The organism is Pseudomonas sp. 14P_5.3_Bac1 (genome assembly GCF_025466135.1).
GTDB lineage: Bacteria > Pseudomonadota > Gammaproteobacteria > Pseudomonadales > Pseudomonadaceae > Aquipseudomonas.
The window spans coordinates 14,644-34,250 of the sequence record NZ_JANLOF010000074.1 but is presented as its reverse complement, the minus strand read 5'-3'; the positions used below and the strand labels follow the sequence as shown (position 1 = coordinate 34,250).

Here is a 19,607-nt window from a genome sequence, read left to right as displayed (position 1 = left end):
AGACCCAGTGTTTACGGGCCTCTGGCGGCATCACTTGAACAGTTTGCGAACTTTCAACCCCTGGTTGAGTGTTCGATCCGGGACGTTCTCAGCGCTAATTTCGCGACTACTTCACATTTTTCTCTAATAGCCTTTTGCCCAACTTTGCGGATACTTCCATTTGTAACAAAAGCGACTTGATCATCGCGTTTGATAGCTCGGCGCGAGTGGCCTTAATGCCCGCGGGCAACTAATTGCCTGCGCCGAATTAGTACAGTTGCACTAATAGCCGAAATCATTAGTGCGCAGGCCCTGATATATGAAAGAACTTCCAGGTGATCATTTATGCCAGCGATCCCAAGTAGTCGTGACCCTGTTGACACCCCGGGCACAGACGGCTCGCAGAAGAAATTCGAAACCGCGTTGGGTATGCACAACAGCTGACCGACAGGTGTCGCACCAGCGTTAGTGTGGCAAGCTGGCTTGTTGTGGCGAGCGGGCTTGCCCCGCGCTGGGGCGCGAAGCGGCCCCTCCTACAAACACCGCATTCTTTCAGGCAAACCGCGTAGCCGGTTTTGGGGCCGCTGCGCAGCCCAACGCGGGGCAAGCCCGCTCGCCACTGCAAGCCCGCTCGCCGCAACAGGCTTGCTTGCCACGACGAGCCCGCGCCTACAGTCTTAGGCTTGCGGCGTACAGCTAATCGCACTCAGGTCCAGGTGCCCGTTCTTCAGCGGTGGGCACCAGTAGTACCCGCCCGTCAACGGCTTACTGATGCGATACAGCCCATCCACTATCCCGTCTTCCAGCCCGCTCATGCGCCGCAGTTGCGCTTCAAACGCATCAAAGGAATGTCCAAACGCAAGAAACATCAACCCCGCCTGACCGTTCTCGGCCCAAGGCATCGAGCGGCGCACCACGAAGGCTTCCGGGGTGAAACTTTCCTGCGCAGTGCGTTTGGTGTGCGCGGACTCGGGGGCGTCGTCCAGCTCTTCGTTATCGCCATGGCGGCGGCCGATGATGTGGTCGCGCTCTTGCGCAGGCAACGCGGCAAAACCGTCGAGGTCGTGCTGCCACTGCTGGATCGCGGCAAAGCTGGCGCCGCTGTCGGTCATCGCGGCTTCGACCGCGGCGTCGTCGTGGGGGTTTTCAGTGCCGTCTTCATAGTCGGTCAAATCGAAGCCGGTCTTGTAGCGGAAACCTTCGGTCATCTGCACCAGGCGAAAGGCCGGCGCCAGGGCCTTTTCAACACTGCGGCTGCGCAACAGCAGCTCACCGCGATCCACGCCATGCAGCCACACCCACAGCGCCTGCTGAGTGGAGGGGTTATGCGCGCCCGGGCCACTGACGACAGGGAACGCGCGCAAGCCGTCAATGGTTGCGCCCAGTGCAGTCACCAGCGGCTCACCCAAACCCACCACCGCGGCCGAATCCGTCAACTGCACCAGCACGTCCAATGCGGCGGGTACGGCTGCCAGGCAATCCACGGCAAAAAACAGATGGCGTGCCTGCAAGGGCACCGGTGCGGCAAGAATGCCCGGCTGGTACTGACTCATGTGAACTCCTTCAAGAAAGCCGCGTAGTTTAACCGCCGCACGCCTGCTTTTGCTCAGGCTTTTCCAGATCACGCGGGGTCCAGACCCAATTGCGCCTTCAACTGCGTCCAGCCCTTGGGCGTGACCCCTACCGCGCGGGAATCTTTCGAGCGGCGCAACCAACCGGCTTCGCACAACGCGCTGAGCAACTGCACGCCCAACGGCCCGGCCAAATGGTTGTAGCAGCACCGGCCAAAGCGCAGCGCCTGAGCCTCGCGACTTTGAGGTTTGAGCGCTATCGCCGACACAGGCGCAATCGCGCTGAGGCCGGATTCGCCGTCGGCACCCTCAACACCGCGCGATAAATCGGCGCAGCGCTGGGCGTGGCGCTGGCAGGGACGCTGCTGTAATGCGTCTGGCGCTTGCCACACAGCCCTTGGATGGGTGACTCTCTAGTCATGTTTTGCAACTATTCCAGGGGTAGCGACATGACCACCAGTAACCTGCTCGCCCAGCTGTTTCCGACCTCCGCCGCCGATATTCCCGAGCAATTTCGCCTGGCGGCGCCCATTGAACAGCGTGATTACCTGGTCGACGGCCAGTTGCAGGTGTGGAACGGCCCTTTGGCCCAGGTACTGAGCCCGGTGCAATTGGGCGATGAGCGCGTGCATATCGGCAGCACGCCACTGCTGGACGCCGACACCGCGCTGACCGCCCTCGACGCCGCCGTGCGCGCCTATGACCGAGGCCAGGGCGAATGGCCGACGATGCGCGTGGCCGAGCGCATCCAGCATGTGGAAGCCTTTTTGCGGCGCATGCGCGAACAGCGTGACGCGGTGGTCAAGCTGCTGATGTGGGAGATCGGCAAGAACCTCAAGGACTCGCAGAAAGAATTCGACCGCACCTGCGACTACATCACCGACACCATCAACGCCCTCAAGGAACTCGACCGCCGCAGCAGCCGCTTCGAGCTGGAACAGGACACGCTTGGGCAAATCCGCCGCGTACCGCTGGGCGTGGCGCTGTGCATGGGGCCTTACAACTACCCGCTGAACGAGACCTTCACCACGCTGATCCCGGCGCTGATCATGGGCAACACCGTGGTGTTCAAGCCGGCCAAGCTTGGCGTGCTGTTGATTCGCCCGCTGCTGGAGGCGTTCCGTGACAGCTTTCCGGCCGGGGTGATCAACGTGATCTACGGCAGTGGCCGTGAAACCGTCAGTGCGCTGATGGCCAGCGGCAAGATCGATATCTTCGCGTTCATCGGCACCAACAAGGCCGCCAGCGACTTGAAAAAGCTGCACCCCAAACCACACCGCCTGCGCGCAGCCTTGGGCCTGGACGCGAAAAACCCTGGCATCGTGCTGCCCGAGGTGGACCTGGACAATGCAGTCAACGAAGCCGTTACCGGCTCGCTGTCGTTCAACGGTCAGCGCTGCACTGCGCTGAAAATCCTGTTTGTGCACGAAGATGTCGTCGAGCGCTTTATCGAGAAATTCAACACCAAGCTGGCGACGCTGAAACCCGGCATGCCGTGGGAAGACGGCGTCTCGCTGACGCCGCTGCCGGAAGTCGGCAAGGTCGATTACCTCAACGCGCTGGTGGCCGATGCGGCGCAGCATGGCGCCAAGGTGGTGAATGCCAATGGCGCAACCAGCCGCGGTTCGTTCTTCTACCCGGCGGTGCTGTACCCGGTGAACCCGCAGATGCGCGTGTACCACGAGGAGCAGTTCGGGCCAGTGGTGCCGATCGTGCCTTACCGTAACCTGGGCACGGTGATCGACTACGTGCTGGATTCGGACTTCGGTCAACAACTGAGTATCTTCGGCACCAATGCCGTGGAGGTCGGGCGCCTGGTAGATGTGTTTGCCAACCAGGTGGGCCGTATCAACATCAACGCCCAGTGCCAGCGTGGCCCGGACACGTTCCCGTTCAACGGCCGCAAGAACTCGGCCGAGGGCACGCTGTCGGTACATGACGCGTTGCGCGTGTTCTCGATCCGCACGCTGGTGGCGACCAAGTTCCAGGAAAGCAACAAGGCGCTGGTCAGCGATATCCTGCGCAACCGTGACTCAAGCTTCTTGACCACCGACTACATTTTCTAACGATGGCGCAGTTCATAATGTGGGAGCGGGCTTGCTCGCGAAAGCGCTGGATCAGTCAACGATGTTTCGACTGACACTGCGCACTCGCAAGCCAGCCCGCTCCCACCCTTTAGACCGCGTTCGCACTGACTACTGAGGCCACGTTTATACCGATGAACCTGCATTTGCCCGCGTTCGCCCGGCGCCTGCTGCGCCCCTTGCTCGACCCCTACCGCCGCTATCGCCATGCCAAGCTGATTCACGCCGTGCGCGTGTCCATCGGTTTGCTGGCCACCATTTTGCTCACCACCGGCATCAACCTGCCGCACGGCGAGTGGGCCTCGGTGACCATGCTGATCGTGATCGGCGGTTTGCAGCACCACGGCAATATCGGCAAAAAGGCTGTGGAGCGTGCTTACGGCACCTTGATCGGCGCCAGCGTCGGCTTGTTGCTGGTGGTGCAACAGGCCTATTTCGGCCAGCCGCTGCTGACTTATCTGTTGATGTCGGTGGTGTGCGGGTTCTTTTCCTATCACGCCATCGGCAAGGGCGGTTACATCGCGCTGTTGTCGGCGATCACGGTGTTTATCGTGGCGGGGCACGGGGATAATCCGATATCCGACGGCTTGTGGCGCACCGTCGACATTCTGATCGGCATCGTCTTGGCGCTGGCGTTCTCCTTCGCCCTGCCGCTGTACGCGGTGTACTCGTGGCGCTACAACCTGGCCAGCGCGCTGCGTGACTGCGCGCAAATCTATAGCCGAATCATCAGCGGCCAGTCGGTCACCGATGATGAACACTTGAAGCTGCTCAACCGCTTGAATGCGGCAATGCTGCAGTTGCGCTCGCTGATGCCGTCGGTGTCCAAGGAAGTGCGCATCTCCATGACCGAACTGGATGCGATCCAACGGCATCTGCGCATGTGCATCAGCACCCTGGAGATTCTCGGCAATACCCGGCCCGACCCGCGCGATGAACAGGCGATGGCGCGGATGCAGGTGATGTTGAAGGCGGAGCACCGGCAGATTCGGGTGCAGTTAGTGGGCATGGCGCGGGCATTGAAGCTGGGATTTACCGAGCGGCTGGAACGGCCTGCCACGCAGACAACGGATGACGACGCACTGGAAGCGCCGGTACAGAATGCGCTGGACGGGTATCGGTTGTTGACGTTGCAACTGGCGGCGAATGTGGATGCCATGCGCCAGCGATTGGCCAAGACGGCGAGTCACTGGAAGATTTGACGAGAATGCAAAAGGGACAGCGTACGGTTAAGTAGCGCTGTCCCGACGCACGCTCAAGCATGACGGATGATCAGGTCAGACGGGTGATGCGCACCGAATTGACGATAAAGTCATTGCCACCCTCCGCACCACTGCCGCCGCCTTTGGCCTGGTAGTTATAAAGCACAACTTCCGCACCGCCCATACTGCCGACAAACTCGGCATCCAGCACATACCATTGCTGCCGAGGTATGGAGACTGGGCCTTTAAGAGTTTGCCCAGCCACAAATATAGCCAGGAGCGGGTCGTTATAACCCGACTGATTATAAATAGTTGCATCAACCCGATAACGGTGAGCGCTATTGAAATTACGCACCGCATTGAACAAGACACCCGCGTTCGATGCCGGCCAGAGTGCGGTGACGACTTGAAAGCCTGTGCCTGACATGTAACCACCCGCCGCACCTGCACCGGTACTCCAGGGCCCATAGCTTCCACCCGGAAAGTTGGATACAGCGTCCGTCCACGAATCGTTAATTATGTAGCCCGCTGTTGGAAACACTACGGCTCGCCATTTGTCCGTGCCGCCATCGTAGGCCACTCGAGTCTCAATCTGAAACCTGGAGTTCCTCGGCAGCGCCGTCAAAACATTACGCAGCACTGCCTGATTCACCAGGCCATTTATCGCATCGTGAGTCGTGACCACATAATCCGTCAGCACCTCCTGCGATCGCCCCTCTCCCGTCAACGTCATCCAGACACGCTGACCTGCTTTACTTAACGGCCATTGACTCAACGACAACTGAGCATTGCCCGCGAAGTTGTTCAAGTCGATGACCGTTCCATTGGCTTGATGATTAATTGTGGGTGTCGGCAACAGGGCTGGCGCAATTGCACCGACTGTGACGGTTTGAACGGTTGACTGAGCTGTTCTTCCAGCCCGTTGAATCGAATACTGCAACTGCACCCGGCTATTGACACTGTTATGCAGCACTTGAGCTGCCGTCAGATCGAACACTACGGTGCCACTCGCATGACCACTCAGGGTTGTTTGATATTGACTGCCATCCTGATAAATCCAACTCAGTGTGATGCTGTCCGTGGCGAGCATGCCAGGGTATTTAACCGTCACACCGGTGTTGTATTGAATGGCCAACGGGTCAACTGTCGTCGCTTGCGCAGTGTTTGAAGCGCCGTTGAGTGTTGGGTAGGGCAACACATCGGGAGTCGGTGTGCCTACCACCCTGACCACAGTGGTGCCCGACCGTCCCAGTGGCGAGCCCGTGCCGGTTTGCCACTCAAACCTCAGGCTGACCGTGGCATCCGTCAGCGAGCTGAGCACGTCGTTGCCGATAGGAATGGTCTCCCCTCGCAGGTTTCTGTCGGTGACCGCCGGCAAACGAAGCGTACGGGTTGACTCGCCATACTCGGTCACCTGGGTGATCACCACTGTGAGCACAACGCGGTTGCTCGGGCTCGGTGTCGGCGTCTTGCGCGGCAACGCGACCAGCGCCGCAAATCGTGCCGCGCTGAACTGGTCCAGATCGACGACGGAGGCTTCGACATCGTTGACCGTGAAGATCGGCGGATCAAGCAGGCTGGGGTCCAGTTCGCTGTTGAGGATGTAGGGTCGGGAATAGGCGTACTTCTCGCCGGAGGTGTTGTTCACCACATCGCGCACCATAAATTGCACACCCACCGGGCCGTACGGGTTGCCCGCCTGGATAACCGAAGGGCTGATGAAAACCCTGATCGGCCCCGGCCCGGCAGCCTCGTCGGGGCTGACCACATGGTCAATGGTCGTAGCGCCGTAGGCGACGGTGATGGTGTCGTTCTTGCGGATGTTTTCGTACTTGGTAATCAGGCACCACAGCCCGCTTGTGATATTGGTCGGATTAAGGATCGCACCCGCCGGGACCCCCTCAACCGACAGGATCAAGCCTCTGTGGAATTGTTCGGATGCCCAGAACGTGAGGCCACCGGGACGCTTGGTTTTGACCAGGTAGGTTTCAGGAAGGGAGCGCACCAATTGCCCGCTGGCAGCGCGCTTGACTTGGCCGAACACCGGGAATTCGCCTTCCGGAATTTTGGTCTTGGGGATGGACAGGTTGTAGCGATCAGTCACTTTGGTGACGATGGCCGAGGCCACCGCAATGCTCGAGTCCCGCCAGTAGATCGCGTAAAGATCGTTGACCGTGGCCGCGTACCAGTTCTCGAAGGTAAAGAGCGCATTTGGGTCGGTTTCGCGCTGACCCAGCCCCCACTTCGCGGTTTCCGGGTACAGGGCCTCAGCCAGTGAAACAGACGGATAGACCGAATACGGCGGCGGTGAGAGTTCTTCAGTGGGGGTGGTCATGGCCATCACCTTGCTGGGTTGGGGCGCGCGCAAATGGCGCGACGGGCAAGGTCGATGAAGCGCTTGGGACAGTCATCGAATCTACTGTCAGAACTGACAGTAGCGAAAAATGGTAGAGACCGTTTTACGGCGTCAGGGAGCCGCCAGGCCGGCAAGTCGTTGCAAGCGTTAACGAAAAAGGGACAGCCTGCGTTGACGCAGTGCTGTCCCATGCACGTCCTGTGCGTGTTACGTGAGGCACCAAAGACTTTAAACCGGGACGAAACTCACACTGTCCGAGCCATTATTGACGACCAGTGCTACGCCGGCGGCGGGCGAGAAGGCTATGTTTGCAGCGTTGCTGAACCCGGTGAGGCGTTTAGTAACCTGGTTTGTGTTGGTGTTGATGATGTACACCGAATCGCGATTGGACCCAATGCCGCCAGGGCCCACGCCGCCCACCCAGAGTTCCGGAGCATTCGGGTTTCGCGTGATGCCCCACGCCCAATTGATACCCGTGATTTTCTGGATGATGACGTTACTCATAAGGTCCACAACCAGGACGCCATCAACGTCACTGACATAGGCGTAGCGCGCCGGCGTGCCCGCACTGAAAGCAATTTGCACGGGCCGATTGGTACCGCTGATTCTCGCCACGAGCGCATTGCGGGTACCGGCGCTGATGATATCCAACACCGAGGCTGAAGCGACGAGCACCTGTGTTTGTTCCGGATTGACCGCCACGCCGAACGGGTTCACCCCAACGGAGACCCGACCCAGAACGGCGCCCGAGGCGGCATCATGGACGGACACGAAGGAATTTCGAGTGCAGGCAACAAACAATCGCGAGCCATCCGCCGTAATGGCGAGCCCCGAAAGGTCGTTGCCACCCGCGATCTGAACCGTCGAAAGGATCCTGTACGTGGAGGTATCAATGACGGTGTAACTTGACCCATCAAAATTGCCCACATACAGACGCCGGTTGTCTGGACTGAGCACCGACAGGAACGCCGAGTTCACATTAAAGAGGGTGTAAATGACTTTACGCGCCTTGATATCAATCACTGAAACCGAATGGCTAAACTGACAGGCTACAAAAGCCCGCAGCCCATCGCTGGTGATACTGATCCCGTGGGGAGCCATCCCGACATCCACAGTTTCGGTCAACCCGCCGCCCTGGGCTTGAAACGTCAGCTCCTGAATAGCCGAAGATTGTGTCTTGGTCCCCGTCGTCACCTCATAAGACAGCTTGATGAGCTGGCCTGGGCTTTGCGCGAGGATTTGGGCGCTGATGGAAAACAGCACCAGGCCGCTGCTGACCCCGGCCTGCACAGGAATACTGGCGACAGTGCCATCGGCAAAGGTCCATTTGAGCCTGATGATCTGCGCTTCAGTCATGCCCTGATACGCCACGGCCACAACGGCGCCACTCGGATAGTTGCTGGCGAGGACAATCTGGGGCCCCGTTTTGTTATCGAAAGCCGGCGCCAGCAGCCGCAACGCTGGCGTACCGACCACTTGAACCACACTGGTGCCCGAGCGATTGAGCACCACTCCCCCAGCGGTTTGCCACTCAAAGCTCAGGCTGATCTTGGCCTCCATCAACGAGCTGAATACGCCGTTGCCGATGGGAATGCTCTCGCCCCGCAGGTTTCTGTCGGTCACCGCCGGCAAGCGAATTGTTCGGGTTGACTCGCCGTACTCGGTAACCTGGGTAATCACCAATATGAGCACCACACGGTTGCTCGGGCTCGGCGTCGGCGTCTTGCGCGGCAAGGTGACCAGCGCCGCGAAATGTGCCGCGCTGGACAGATCCAGATCAACGACGGAGGCTTCGACGTCGTTGACCGTGAAGATCGGCGGGTCCAGCAGGTTGGGGTCCAGTTCACTGTTGAGGATGTAGGGCCGGGAATAGGCGTACTTCTCGCCGGAGGTGTTGTTCACCACATCGCGCACCATAAACTGCACGCCTACCGCGCCGTACAGGTTGCCCGCCTGGATAACCGACGGGCTGATAAAAACCCGGATCGGCCCCGGCCCGGCAGCCTCGTCGGGGCTGACAACATGGTCGATGGTGGTGGCGCCGTAGGCGACGGTGATGGTGTCGTTCTTGCGGATGTTTTCGTACTTGGTAATCAGGCACCACAACCCGCCGGTAATGTTGCCGGGATTAAGGATCGAACCCGCCGGGAACCCCTCAACCGACAGGATCAAGCCTCTGTGGAATTGCTCCGCAGCCCAGAACGTGAGGCCTCCGGGACGCTTGGTTTTGACCAGGTAGGTTTCAGGAAGGGAGCGCACCAATTGACCGCTGGCAGCGCGCGTGACCTGGCCGAACACCGGGAATTCACCTTCCGGAATCTTGGTCTTGGGGATGGCCAGGTTGTAGCGATCAGCCACCTTGGTGACGACAGCCGAGGCCACCGCAATACTCGAATCGCGCCAGTAGATCGCGTAAAGATCGTTGACGGTGGCCGCGTACCAGTTCTCGAAGGTAAAGAGCGCGTAGGGGTCGGTTTCGCGCTGGCCCAGACCCCAGGTCGCGGTTTCCGGGTAAAGCGCCTCAGCCAATCGGACAGCAGGGTAGACCGAATAAGGGGGTGGAGACAGTTCTTCAGTGGGAGTGGTCATGGCCATACCTTGCTGGTTTAGCGCGCTGAAACGGCGCGACGGGCAAGGTGAATGAGGCGCTTGGGGCACTCATCGAATCTACTGTCAGAACTGACAGTGGCGACGAATGGTAGGCTTGCAGGAAAAATCCGACAGGCAACAACAGGATCGACAATCTGTTGTTACCCACCCATTTTCTTACATTTTTTTCACGATTTATTCACATCCGCAGACGTAGGGTGAAGCCTCATCCGTTACAAACGTTGCACATCAAGCCCGCCGCCCCAGCGGGCTTTTTTTTGCCCTGAATAAAGGCTTATCGCGCTGCCTTGGTCGCGGGCGCAACCGCTTGTTCACGAATGGCGCGCTGGGTATCCAGCACCTTCGCCAACGCGGTTTCAGCCTCAGCGCTTTGCTGCGGCACACGAATCGCGGCCGACACCAGGGTGATCAACTTGGCCATTACCTCGGCGTCCGTGGCCGGGCGGCCCAGGCTCATGGAGTTCATCAGCAGGCGCAGTTCCGTCCCCGCCATCACCCCGGAAATCGCCTTGAGGGCAAATTGCAGGCGCACGCCAAGCTCATTGCGGGGCAGGTCCGGCAAGGCCAGCGCAAACGCTTCGAAAAAACGCTGAAAAACCGGCTGGTAATGAACCTTGAGGTATTCCTGGATAAACGGCGAGGTGTCGCTGTAAACCCGACCCAGGAAGCGAATGAATGAGCGCCCTTCCCCGCTGGCCGGGTCACTGCGCTCCAGGCCCATGGCCGGGGCGAACAACACGCCAAGCAAGGTATCGCAATCGAGGGGCCCGTCGGATTCGGCTTCACAGCGCGCGAGCAGTTCCAGGCGCTGCTCGTTAAGCGGCTCCAGGCGCTGCATCAGCAGGGTTTTCATCAGGGAATCCTTGTCCCCGAAGTGATAGTTCACGGCGGCCAGGTTCACCTGGGCGCGCTCGGTAATCTGCCGGAGCAGAACGGCGTCGTAGCCGTACTTGATGAAGAGAGCCTCTGTCGCATCCAGCAGTCGAGTCTTGGTAACGTTTGGAGCGCTGAGTTTCTTCGCGACCATAGGAGTTCCACGGGGGAAATATTGTTTTAAAAAATAATTTGATTTTTTATACCGGGGCGGCCCTTCGAAAGCAAGTACTGACACTGCGCTATCCATCTAAAAGCCTGTATAACCGGGACTTCTGCGACTCGCCGGGAGGATCGCGAGTCGCTCGAACGCACGCGCGATAAAATCGTTTCAAAGGGTAAAACCGCTCTACATCCATGGCTGGCGAAGCGCATGGAACGCGGTTACTATTCAAACAATATTTTAAAAACAAGAAATAAAACCAGTCCGTGACGCGTACCAGGCAGCTCCCGAACTTGTTACAAGGATTTACCGGGCGCAAGCGGCACCGTCGAGACTGCAGGCGTAGTCATGATGACAGAGACCCCCGCGCACCCAGGCTTGATCTCCCTGCAAGGCATCGGCAAACGCTATCAGCTTGCCGGCCAGGAACTGAACATCCTCAATGATGTGTGCCTGTCCATCGCCAGCGGCGACAGTTGCGGCATTCTCGGCGCCTCCGGCTCCGGCAAAAGTACCCTGCTCAATATCCTCGGCCTGCTGGATTTGCCCAACTGCGGCCAATACCACTTCGCCGGCCACGATATTTTCAGCGCCAGCCCCGACGAGCTGGCGGCGATCCGCAATCAGCAGATCGGTTTCGTGTTCCAGAGCTTCAACCTGCTGCCGCGCCTCAGCGCCCTTGACAACGTCGCCCTGCCCTTGAGTTACCGCGGCGTGTCGCGCCACGAGTCGGTGGAGCAAGCGTTGCGCATGCTGGAACAGGTCGGCCTGGCCGAGCGCGCCCACCATCGCCCCGCCGACCTCTCCGGCGGCCAGCGTCAACGCGTGGCAATTGCGCGTGCGCTGGTCGGCAAACCCTCGGTGATTCTTGCCGACGAACCCACCGGCAACCTCGACAGCACCACGGCGCAGGAAATCATGGATCTGCTTCTGGGCCTCAACCGCGAGCAGCAAGTGACCCTGATCATCGTCACCCATGACCCGCATATCGCCGAGCGCCTGGAGCGCAAGATCCTGGTGCGCAATGGCGTGGTGCATGAGGCCGGGCGCCTATGAGCTTGCGGGTCGAGCAGAGCCTGAGCCAACTGCTGCACGAAGCGTTCGTGAGCCTGCGCACCCTGGGCAAGCGCTCGGTCCTGGCGCTGCTGGGCATCGTCATCGGCAGTTCATCGGTGGTGGCCTTGATCAATATCGGCCATAACGCGGCGGTGGATGCCGCGATGATTTTCAAGGACATGGGCACCGACACCCTGGTCGCCCAGTTTCCACCCAAAGGCAACAGCAGCGCCCCGATGCGCGCCAGCCTCGACCTTGAGGCCGTGCGCGACACCGTGCCGGGCATTGCCCATATCGGCGCCCTCAGTGTGTTCGGTGGCCCCATCGTGTTCCACGGCCGCACGGCTAACGCCAACCTGGTCGGCACCACAGCCGATATCAAGGACGCCATGCGCCTGGTGGTGCGCGACGGGCGATTTCTTTCGCCTTTCGACGCCAGTGAGACCTACGCCGTGATCGGCGACCAGCTCGCTCAGGCCCTGGGTATGCCGGGCGATCCGCTGAAACCGGGCGACCGCATACGCATCAACGACTACCTGTTTCTGGTAGTGGGCATCCTGCACAACCAGGCCCGCGCCATGCTCATGCCAGTGCAGGCCAACGAATCGCTGTTCATCCCCGCCGAAGGCATGCGCCGCATCTACCCGACGCCACAGATCGGCAACGTGATTATCCGCGCCACGCCGGGCCAGGACATGGAGCGCATCGCCCGCGACGCCTCCAGCGCCTTGAAACGCCAGCTCACCGACCACGATGTCGACATCCAGGTGCCCCAGCAAATGATCGATGGCATGACCCGGCAAAGCCGCACGTTCGCCTATTTGTTGCTGGCGCTGGGTGCGATCTCGCTGGTAGGCGGCGGCGTCGGTGTGATGAACGTGATGCTGATGAATGTCTCGGAGCGCCGCCGTGAGATCGGCATCCGCATGGCCCTGGGTGCGCGTCAGCGTGACATCCGCAACCTGTTCCTGCTCGAAGCCGTGACCCTGACGGCCGTCGGCGCACTTTGCGGCGCGGTGCTGGGCATGAGCGCCGCCTGGCTCTACGCCTGGCTGTCGGGCTGGGCGTTTGCCCTGGCCGCCGCCGCCCTGCCCCTCGGGGTGGGCAGTACGTTGCTGGTGGGCTTGTTCTTTGGCATCTACCCGGCGGTGTCCGCCTCGCGGCTGCAGCCGGTGGAGGCCTTGCGTGATGAATAAATGGCCGCTGTTACTGCTGATCGCAAGCCTGCCGGCCATGGCTGGCGATGTGGTGATCAACCCGTCCGCCCCCAGCAGCACCCGCAGCGGTTACGAGCGCGGTGTGTCGTTGAATGCCCAGGTCACCACCCTGACCCTGGGTGATGCGGTGTACCTGGGCTTGCGCAACAACCCGGCGATCCGCAGCGCGTACCTGCAACGGGTGGCGCAGAAGTTCGACCTGCGCGTGGCCGAAGATGTGTTCAACCCCAAGCTCACGCTCAACAGTTATTACCGCCAAAGTCGCGGCACCGCCGATAACTCACGCAATGCCAACCTGGCCCCGAACGCCACCTTGCTCGGCGAATACGGCACGCGGCTGAGCATGGCCTGGACCCAGCAACTGAACAACGCCGATCGCGCCGGCCGCTACCGCAGTGACGGCCTCGACCTGGCGCTCATCCAGCCGCTGGCGCGCGGCGCCGGCTGGGACGCTACCACCGCGCCGTTGCGCCTGTCGCGCCTGTCGGAACAGGCCAATCGGCTCAACCTCAAGGCTACCGTGGCGCAGACCATCAGCCAGATCATCGCCACCTACCGCGAACTGCTGCGCGCCCAGGAGCAGTTGAGCATCGTCCAGGATGCGCTCAAACGCTCCAACACGCTGCTGGAGGTGAACAAGGCATTGATCAGCGCAGGCCGCATGGCCGAGTTCGAAATCGTGCAGACCGAAGCGGACATCGCCACCCAACAACTCGGCGTCGAAGAAGCGCAGAACCAGCTCGATACCAGCCGCCTGGCCCTGCTGCGCCTGTTGGCACTGGACCTGTCGACGCCCATCCGCGCCAGCGAGGCGCTGGAGGCCAGGCCAATGACCATCGACAAGCGCCAGGCCTTCAACCTGGCGCAGACCCAACAGCCGGAATACCTCGCCGCCTTGCTGGGCAGCCAGCAGGCCGACCTCAACCTGGTGATCGCCAAGGATTCCGGGCGCTGGCAGGTCGACCTGGTGGCCGGGGCCAACCAGATCCGCGATGCCTACAGCAACAACGACAACGGCAATGGCATCGGCAACGGCAACAACCGCACGTGGAACAGCTACGCTGGCGTGCAGGTGCAAATCCCCATCGGTGACATCAGCACGCGACAGGCCGAGGTGCGCGCGCGGGTCAACGTAGAGGACCAGGAGATCCGTATCACCGATGCGCGTCAGGAGCTGGAACGCAACGTCAATGACGTGGTGCGCGACCTCGGCACCCGCTGGCGCCAATATGAAATCTCCCAGCGCGCTGTCGAACTGTCGCGGCGCAAGATCGAAATCGAACGGGAAAAACTCAGTGCCGGGCGCTCCACCAACTTTCAGGTGTTGAGTTTCGAGACCGACCTGCGCAACGCCGAGAACGCGCAGCTCAATGCGCTGATCGCTTATTTGAACGCCCAGACCCAGCTCGACCTGACGCTGGGCATGACGCTGGAAAGTTGGGAAATCGCCCTCAATGACTACTGATAAAAAACGCCTGCTGGGCGCTGTATTGGTCGTGCTGCTGACCGGCGCAGGCATTGCCGTGCTCAGCCATCGCAGTGACGCCGGGCAAGCCCAGACGGCCGAGCAGTGGCTGGCGGTGAAACCCGACGCACTCGTGCACCAGATCGGCCTGGTGGGCAAGATCGAACCCGAGTCCACCGTCACCCTGACGGCGCCGTTCGACGGCAACGTGCTGGACAACCTGGTGGAGCAAGGCCAGCGTGTCGACGCCGGCCAGGTGCTGCTGCGCATGGACCCGGCGACCCTCGAGGTGCAACTGCGCGACGCATTGTCCGCCCAGCTCAAGGCCCGGCGCACCGTGCAAGAGATGCAAGACTGGGACAGCAGCCCCGCCGTCAGCCGTGCGCGCCGCAGCCTGCGCACTGCCGAAATGACCGCCGGCAACACCCAGCGCAAACTCACCGAAAGCGAAAACCTGTTCAAGCGCGGCATCATCCCGCGCAACGAACTGGACGACCTCAAACAACAGACTCAGCAGCAGCAACTGGACCTCGCCTCGGCCCGCAGTGAACTGCAGCAGGCGCAGAGCCAGGGCCAGGGCGAATACAAGCAGATCGCCGACATGGAACTGACCAATGCCACGGTCAAGTACGACGCCCTGCACAAACTGCTCGATGGCAAGGAGGTCAAGGCGCCGTTCTCCGGCATCGTGGTGCCCGCCCCCGGCAGCACTACGTCGACGCCAGGCGGCGGCAACAGTAACGCGCCGGTGCAGGCCGGCAGCAAAGTCAGTCAGGGCCAGGTGCTGTTCGGCCTGGCGAACATCGAGCGGCTGAAAATCGTCGCCAAGGTGTCGGAGCTGGACATCAACCAGCTGCACCAGGGCCAGGCGGTGGAAGTGATGGGCGATGGCTTCGACGGTGAGCGGCTGACCGGCTCCGTGAGCGTGGTCAGTGGCTTGGCGATTGCCAGCGACAGCCAGGGCAGCGCGCAGTTTCCGGTGACGTTGTCGATTCCCAAACTGACACCGCAGCAATTGCAACGCGTGCGGCTGGGCATGAGTGCGCGGTTGACCATTGTCACCTACAACAACGCGCAGGCGATTGTGATTCCCAGCCAGGCGATTCAGGCGGACAAGACGGTCGACTACCGCGAGACGATGGATAAGCCGGTGGAGCGGGTGAAGGTCACCACCGGGCAATCAACCGCGCAGGGGGTGGAAGTGTTTGGCCTCAAGCCTGGTTTCGTGAAGATTGGAAGTTGAAACGCCGATCAACTGTGAGAGCGGGCTTGTCGGATCGCCGCACCGCTGCGATGGCATCAACGGCTTATGCCTGATGCACCGAGTTGCCTGCATCGCAGGCAAGCCAGCTCCCACAGAAAAGCAGAGCACAGAAGTCTACCGGCTGAACTCGGTTGAACTGTGGGAGCGGGCTTGCTCGCGAAGGCGGTGGGTCAGCCAGCTCATGTGCAACTGACACACCGCCTTCGCGAGCAAGCCCGCTCCCACATTAGATATTTGTCAGCTTCAACGCCAACGCCTTGGCCTGAATCGCCACGTCGGTCACCGCTGTGCTTTCCCACCACATCCCGCGCAACGGCGGGCCCATGGCGAACAGGCGGCGGCTGACATTGCCCTCGGCATCCAGCACAGCGCCCGACACGTCCGCCGCAATCCCCAACGCCAATGGCCCGGGCTGGATCAACCCACGCTTGAGCAACTGCTGGGGCAACGGCCGGGCCACGCGGCGCCAGTCGTACTCAATGCCACTGGAATTGATCAACGCCGCCCCCGACACCTGTGTCACCTCCTGCTCGCCGCGACGACGCACACGGACAGTCACGCCGCCGTCCGAGGCCACCAGGCCCTTGAACGATGCGGCCTGAATGCGCAACCGCCCTTCGTCCTGCAGCCGTGCCACCAATTGCGCGCTCAACGGCGGCGAACGGTGATGATGACTTTCCCACCACGGCCGTACATGGCGCACGAACTGGCGTTTCTCGACGTCGCTGGCCTGGCTCCACAAACGGGCAACATGCGCGCGCACGGTGTCCAGCGGCGCCTGCCAATCGATGCCTTGCCGCAGCGCACTGCGGCATTGGCGGCGCACCTCGCGCAGCAGTTGCCTGGGGCTGCGCAGACGATGGTCCTCGGCGAGAAAATCCACCCAGCCCGGGGGCTGGCGCCGTACATGCGGCAGCAGCCCGTGGCGCGAAAAAATCTCGATCGGGCCACGATGGCCGGCCTGCTCCAGCGACACCACGGCGTCCACCATGGTCAACCCGGAGCCGATGATCAGTACCGTCGATTGCGGGTCGATCAGGGTCATCGCCTGCACATCCCACGGGTCGACGGCTGCCGCGTTCAAGCCGCTGGAGTCGGTCTGCGGCGTACGCGCTGCGGGAAACATGCCGGTGGCCAATACCGCGAAGGCGCCGCACAGTTGCTGGCCGTTATCAAGTGTCAGCACTGTGGCGCTCTCATCCACGTGCAGGTCGATGACCTCGCCACGCACATGCTCCACCGTCGAAGCCGACAACGCCTTGGCTTCGGCCAGCCGCTGCTGCGCGTACAGCCCAAAGATCCCGCGCGGCGGGAACAGCTCACTGATCGGCACCGCTTGCTGGTGCGCCTGCGGCCACCCACCGGCGCCGATGTAGTCGGTGAGCCATTGGGTCAGGTCGTCGGCGTTATCCGGGTCGACGCTCATGCGCGCGGCGTTGCCGTTCAAGGTGTGGCCCAGCTCGACCGCGCTGTAGGCTTCGCCTCGGCCCAGTTCAGCGCGGGGCTCAATCACCAGGATGCGACGCTGTCCAGGCAGGCGCAGCAGTTGCACGGCCAACATCGTGCCGCTCAGGCCGCCGCCGATGATCAAGACATCAGCGTTGCGGGTGGATTCAGTCATGCACATTCGCCCTTACTGTTTACCCAGATAAATATCGTGCAAATCGCCGCGCGCCCGCAGTTCAGCGGCGCTGCCACCCAAGACCACCCGCCCAGTATCCAGCACGTAGCCCTGGGACGCATAGGTGAGCGCGACGTTGATGTTCTGCTCGGCGATCAAAAAGCTCACCTGCTGCTCACGGTTGAGCTGGGCGATGATCGCGAAAATTTCCTGCACGATCATCGGCGCCAGGCCCATCGACGGCTCATCAAGCAGCACCAGGGTGGGCCGCGTCATCAACGCGCGGCCGATGGCGACCATCTGCTGTTCGCCGCCGGATGTCAGCCCGGCACGCGTGTGGCGCTTGGTCTTGAGGCGTGGAAACCAGGCGTAGATGCGTTCCAGGTCATGCTCCATGGCCTTGCGGCTCAGGCGCCGCACAAAGCCGCCACTGCGCAGATTGTCTTCGACCGTCAGCTGGCCGAACACATGCCGGCCCTCCAACACATGGACCATGCCCTCACGCACGCGCTGACTGGGGTCGATGCCGGCAAGGTCGCGGCCGGCGTATTCGATCACGCCCCGGCTGACCTCGGCCCGTTCGGCACGCACCAGCCCCGAGATCGCCTTGAGCGTGGTGCTTTTGCCGGCGCCATTGGCGCCGAGCAAGGCAACGATGGCGCCCTTGGGCACGCTCAAGGACACCCCGGCCACCGCCAGGATTGCGCCGTCATAGATCACTTCGATGTCATCGACCGTCAACAGCGCTTGGCTGGCGGACTCGGCGGCGGGTTGGCTCATGAGTTATTCATCCCCGGTGCAGGTGCGCGGCGTCAGGCCTTTTTCCTTGGCGAACGCGGCGGATTTTTCGTCGATCAATGGGCGCAGCAACGCGCGGTCGGCGGCGATCCAGTCGCTGATCAGCGTCCAGTTGGCGCCGTCCCATTGCTGCACCCGCGCCGAACCGCCGCCTTCATGGTCGCGGCACGACAATTTGAGGTTCTGCATCAGGCCCAGGTAGCCCATGTCCTTCAAGCGCGCGTCGTCGATGTTCAAGTGTTCCAGGCCCCAACGGCCTTCTTCGCCGTTGAGCGGGCGCTTGCCGAATTTGGCCTGGCCGGTGCGGATCGCTTCCACGGCCACGGCGGCGTTCACCAGGCCGGAGTTGTAGTAGACGCTGCCGAAATTTTTCAGGTCCTTGAGGTCACTGTGGCCCTTGTCGAGGACGTACTGCTTGAGGCGTTTGTGGATCTCGAAGTCGGCACCGGCCGGGTATGGCGTCAGCGCCAGATAGCCTTTGGCGGACGCGCCGGCAGGCAGCACGTCTTCGCTGGAGCTGGCCCAGATATCGCCGATGATATGGTCGACCGGGAAGCCAAAACGTGCGGCGGTTTTCACCGCTACCGGCGTGGAGACGCCCCAGGTGCGCAGGAACACCCAGTCCGGGTTCGCCTGGCGGACCTGGCGCCATTGCGCCGACTGTTCATTACCCGGATCGGCCACCGGAATCTGGATATTTTCAAAGCCGTATTTCTCTGCCAGCAACTTCAGCGGGCCAAGGGTTTCGCGCCCATAGGCCGAGTCGTGGTAGACCGTGGCGATCTTCTTGCCCTTGAGTTTGTCGAAACCGCCTTCGCGCTGGGCGATGTAGTTCACCAGGGTTGAGGCTTCGCTGTAAAAGGTCAGCATCACCGGAAAGTTGTACGGGAACACCGTGCCGTCGGTGGCTTCGGTACGGCCGTAACCGAGGGTGATCAGCGGGATCTTGTCCACCTCGGCACGCTCACTCAGCGCGTACGCCGCCGGGGCGCCATTGGGTTGATAGACCGCGACCGGCGCGCCATCCAGGCCATTCTTGAAGCGCTCGTAGCACTCGATGCCCTTCTCCGCCGTCCACTCGGTTTCACATTCCTGCCACACCAGTTTCACGCCATTGATGCCGCCTTCGACCTCGTTGATATAACGCAGGTAGTCGATCATCCCGGCCCACACCTGCACACCGCTGGAGGCGTACGCGCCCACACGGTAGGTGGCCAGGGGAATGAATTGCTGGTCGGGCGAGGCCGTCGCCTGGGGCACAGCGCCCGCCAAGGCGGCCAGCGCAAAGGCGGCGCCGACCAGGGAACGTTTCAGGGTTGCACGCATGTTGGATTCTCTTGAGGGAATG

At 61.4% G+C, this 19,607-nt stretch carries 14 protein-coding genes; 6 read left to right on the top strand and 8 right to left on the bottom strand.

What is annotated here, in order from left to right; genetic code table 11:
* Positions 1–656: 656 nt before the first annotated feature.
* Entirely contained in the window at positions 657–1,532 is an 876-nt protein-coding gene (locus NTD89_RS19555; RefSeq protein ID WP_262209185.1) for a Dyp-type peroxidase, read from the bottom strand.
* A 68-nt stretch (positions 1,533–1,600) separates the two neighbouring features.
* Positions 1,601–1,942 carry a hypothetical protein gene (locus NTD89_RS19550; protein ID WP_262209184.1) on the bottom strand — a complete coding sequence of 114 codons (342 nt, stop codon included), beginning with the start codon at positions 1,940–1,942 and terminating at the stop codon, positions 1,601–1,603.
* Positions 1,943–1,999: 57 nt separating this feature from the next.
* Between NTD89_RS19550 and NTD89_RS19545 the strand changes: the two genes are divergently transcribed.
* Together NTD89_RS19545 and NTD89_RS19540 are read left to right on the top strand one after the other, a co-directional pair.
* The gene (locus NTD89_RS19545) at positions 2,000–3,616 is read left to right on the top strand and encodes an NADP-dependent glyceraldehyde-3-phosphate dehydrogenase (RefSeq protein ID WP_262209183.1); all 1,617 of its coding nucleotides are present in this window, start codon (positions 2,000–2,002) and stop codon (positions 3,614–3,616) included.
* Positions 3,617–3,774: 158 nt separating this feature from the next.
* Positions 3,775–4,836, top strand: coding sequence for an FUSC family protein (locus NTD89_RS19540; RefSeq protein WP_262209200.1), 1,062 nt, complete (start codon positions 3,775–3,777; stop codon positions 4,834–4,836).
* Positions 4,837–4,906: 70 nt separating this feature from the next.
* Here the strand turns inward: NTD89_RS19540 and NTD89_RS19535 are convergent, their stop codons facing one another.
* The 3 genes from NTD89_RS19535 to NTD89_RS19525 all read right to left on the bottom strand — a co-directional run bounded on the left by NTD89_RS19535 (position 4,907) and on the right by NTD89_RS19525 (position 10,829).
* Positions 4,907–7,171, bottom strand: coding sequence for a hypothetical protein (locus NTD89_RS19535; RefSeq protein WP_262209182.1), 2,265 nt, complete (start codon positions 7,169–7,171; stop codon positions 4,907–4,909).
* A 249-nt stretch (positions 7,172–7,420) separates the two neighbouring features.
* Positions 7,421–9,781 (bottom strand): YncE family protein, encoded by a 2,361-nt coding sequence (locus NTD89_RS19530; protein ID WP_262209180.1) that lies wholly within the window; start codon positions 9,779–9,781, stop codon positions 7,421–7,423.
* Between the two features lie 295 nt (positions 9,782–10,076).
* Positions 10,077–10,829 carry a TetR/AcrR family transcriptional regulator gene (locus tag NTD89_RS19525; RefSeq protein WP_145164059.1) on the bottom strand — a complete coding sequence of 251 codons (753 nt, stop codon included), beginning with the start codon at positions 10,827–10,829 and terminating at the stop codon, positions 10,077–10,079.
* Positions 10,830–11,186: 357 nt separating this feature from the next.
* On the opposite strand from NTD89_RS19525, the gene NTD89_RS19520 reads away from it, so the two are divergent.
* The 4 genes from NTD89_RS19520 to NTD89_RS19505 are packed head-to-tail and all read left to right on the top strand — an operon-like array spanning position 11,187 to position 15,819.
* The gene (locus NTD89_RS19520; RefSeq protein WP_262209178.1) at positions 11,187–11,894 is read left to right on the top strand and encodes an ABC transporter ATP-binding protein; all 708 of its coding nucleotides are present in this window, start codon (positions 11,187–11,189) and stop codon (positions 11,892–11,894) included.
* Positions 11,891–13,090, top strand: coding sequence for an ABC transporter permease (locus NTD89_RS19515; RefSeq protein ID WP_145164055.1), 1,200 nt, complete (start codon positions 11,891–11,893; stop codon positions 13,088–13,090). The genes NTD89_RS19520 and NTD89_RS19515 overlap by 4 nt, the downstream gene beginning before the upstream one ends.
* The gene (locus NTD89_RS19510; protein WP_262209167.1) at positions 13,083–14,576 is read left to right on the top strand and encodes a TolC family protein; all 1,494 of its coding nucleotides are present in this window, start codon (positions 13,083–13,085) and stop codon (positions 14,574–14,576) included. The genes NTD89_RS19515 and NTD89_RS19510 overlap by 8 nt, the downstream gene beginning before the upstream one ends.
* Complete coding sequence (locus tag NTD89_RS19505) at positions 14,566–15,819, top strand: efflux RND transporter periplasmic adaptor subunit (RefSeq protein ID WP_262209166.1); 1,254 nt, start codon at positions 14,566–14,568, stop codon at positions 15,817–15,819. The genes NTD89_RS19510 and NTD89_RS19505 overlap by 11 nt, the downstream gene beginning before the upstream one ends.
* Before the next feature lie 247 nt (positions 15,820–16,066).
* Here the strand turns inward: NTD89_RS19505 and NTD89_RS19500 are convergent, their stop codons facing one another.
* From NTD89_RS19500 to NTD89_RS19490, 3 genes are read right to left on the bottom strand one after another with little or no spacing between them, the layout of a single operon-like run.
* Positions 16,067–17,461 carry an FAD/NAD(P)-binding protein gene (locus tag NTD89_RS19500; RefSeq protein ID WP_262209164.1) on the bottom strand — a complete coding sequence of 465 codons (1,395 nt, stop codon included), beginning with the start codon at positions 17,459–17,461 and terminating at the stop codon, positions 16,067–16,069.
* A gap of 12 nt (positions 17,462–17,473) precedes the next feature.
* Positions 17,474–18,241, bottom strand: coding sequence for an ABC transporter ATP-binding protein (locus NTD89_RS19495; RefSeq protein WP_262209163.1), 768 nt, complete (start codon positions 18,239–18,241; stop codon positions 17,474–17,476).
* Between the two features lie 3 nt (positions 18,242–18,244).
* Complete coding sequence (locus NTD89_RS19490; protein WP_262209162.1) at positions 18,245–19,585, bottom strand: ABC transporter substrate-binding protein; 1,341 nt, start codon at positions 19,583–19,585, stop codon at positions 18,245–18,247.
* Positions 19,586–19,607 lie beyond the last annotated feature (22 nt).

Coding starts and splice junctions, on each gene's coding strand:
- NTD89_RS19555 (WP_262209185.1), bottom strand. CDS start 1,532: ATGAGTCAGTACCAGCCGGGCATTCTTGCCGCACCGGTGCCCTTGCAG.
- NTD89_RS19545 (WP_262209183.1), top strand. CDS start 2,000: ATGACCACCAGTAACCTGCTCGCCCAGCTGTTTCCGACCTCCGCCGCC.
- NTD89_RS19535 (WP_262209182.1), bottom strand. CDS start 7,171: ATGACCACCCCCACTGAAGAACTCTCACCGCCGCCGTATTCGGTCTAT.
- NTD89_RS19530 (WP_262209180.1), bottom strand. CDS start 9,781: ATGACCACTCCCACTGAAGAACTGTCTCCACCCCCTTATTCGGTCTAC.
- NTD89_RS19525 (WP_145164059.1), bottom strand. CDS start 10,829: ATGGTCGCGAAGAAACTCAGCGCTCCAAACGTTACCAAGACTCGACTG.
- NTD89_RS19520 (WP_262209178.1), top strand. CDS start 11,187: ATGATGACAGAGACCCCCGCGCACCCAGGCTTGATCTCCCTGCAAGGC.
- NTD89_RS19515 (WP_145164055.1), top strand. CDS start 11,891: ATGAGCTTGCGGGTCGAGCAGAGCCTGAGCCAACTGCTGCACGAAGCG.
- NTD89_RS19510 (WP_262209167.1), top strand. CDS start 13,083: ATGAATAAATGGCCGCTGTTACTGCTGATCGCAAGCCTGCCGGCCATG.
- NTD89_RS19505 (WP_262209166.1), top strand. CDS start 14,566: ATGACTACTGATAAAAAACGCCTGCTGGGCGCTGTATTGGTCGTGCTG.
- NTD89_RS19500 (WP_262209164.1), bottom strand. CDS start 17,461: ATGACTGAATCCACCCGCAACGCTGATGTCTTGATCATCGGCGGCGGC.
- NTD89_RS19495 (WP_262209163.1), bottom strand. CDS start 18,241: ATGAGCCAACCCGCCGCCGAGTCCGCCAGCCAAGCGCTGTTGACGGTC.
- NTD89_RS19490 (WP_262209162.1), bottom strand. CDS start 19,585: ATGCGTGCAACCCTGAAACGTTCCCTGGTCGGCGCCGCCTTTGCGCTG.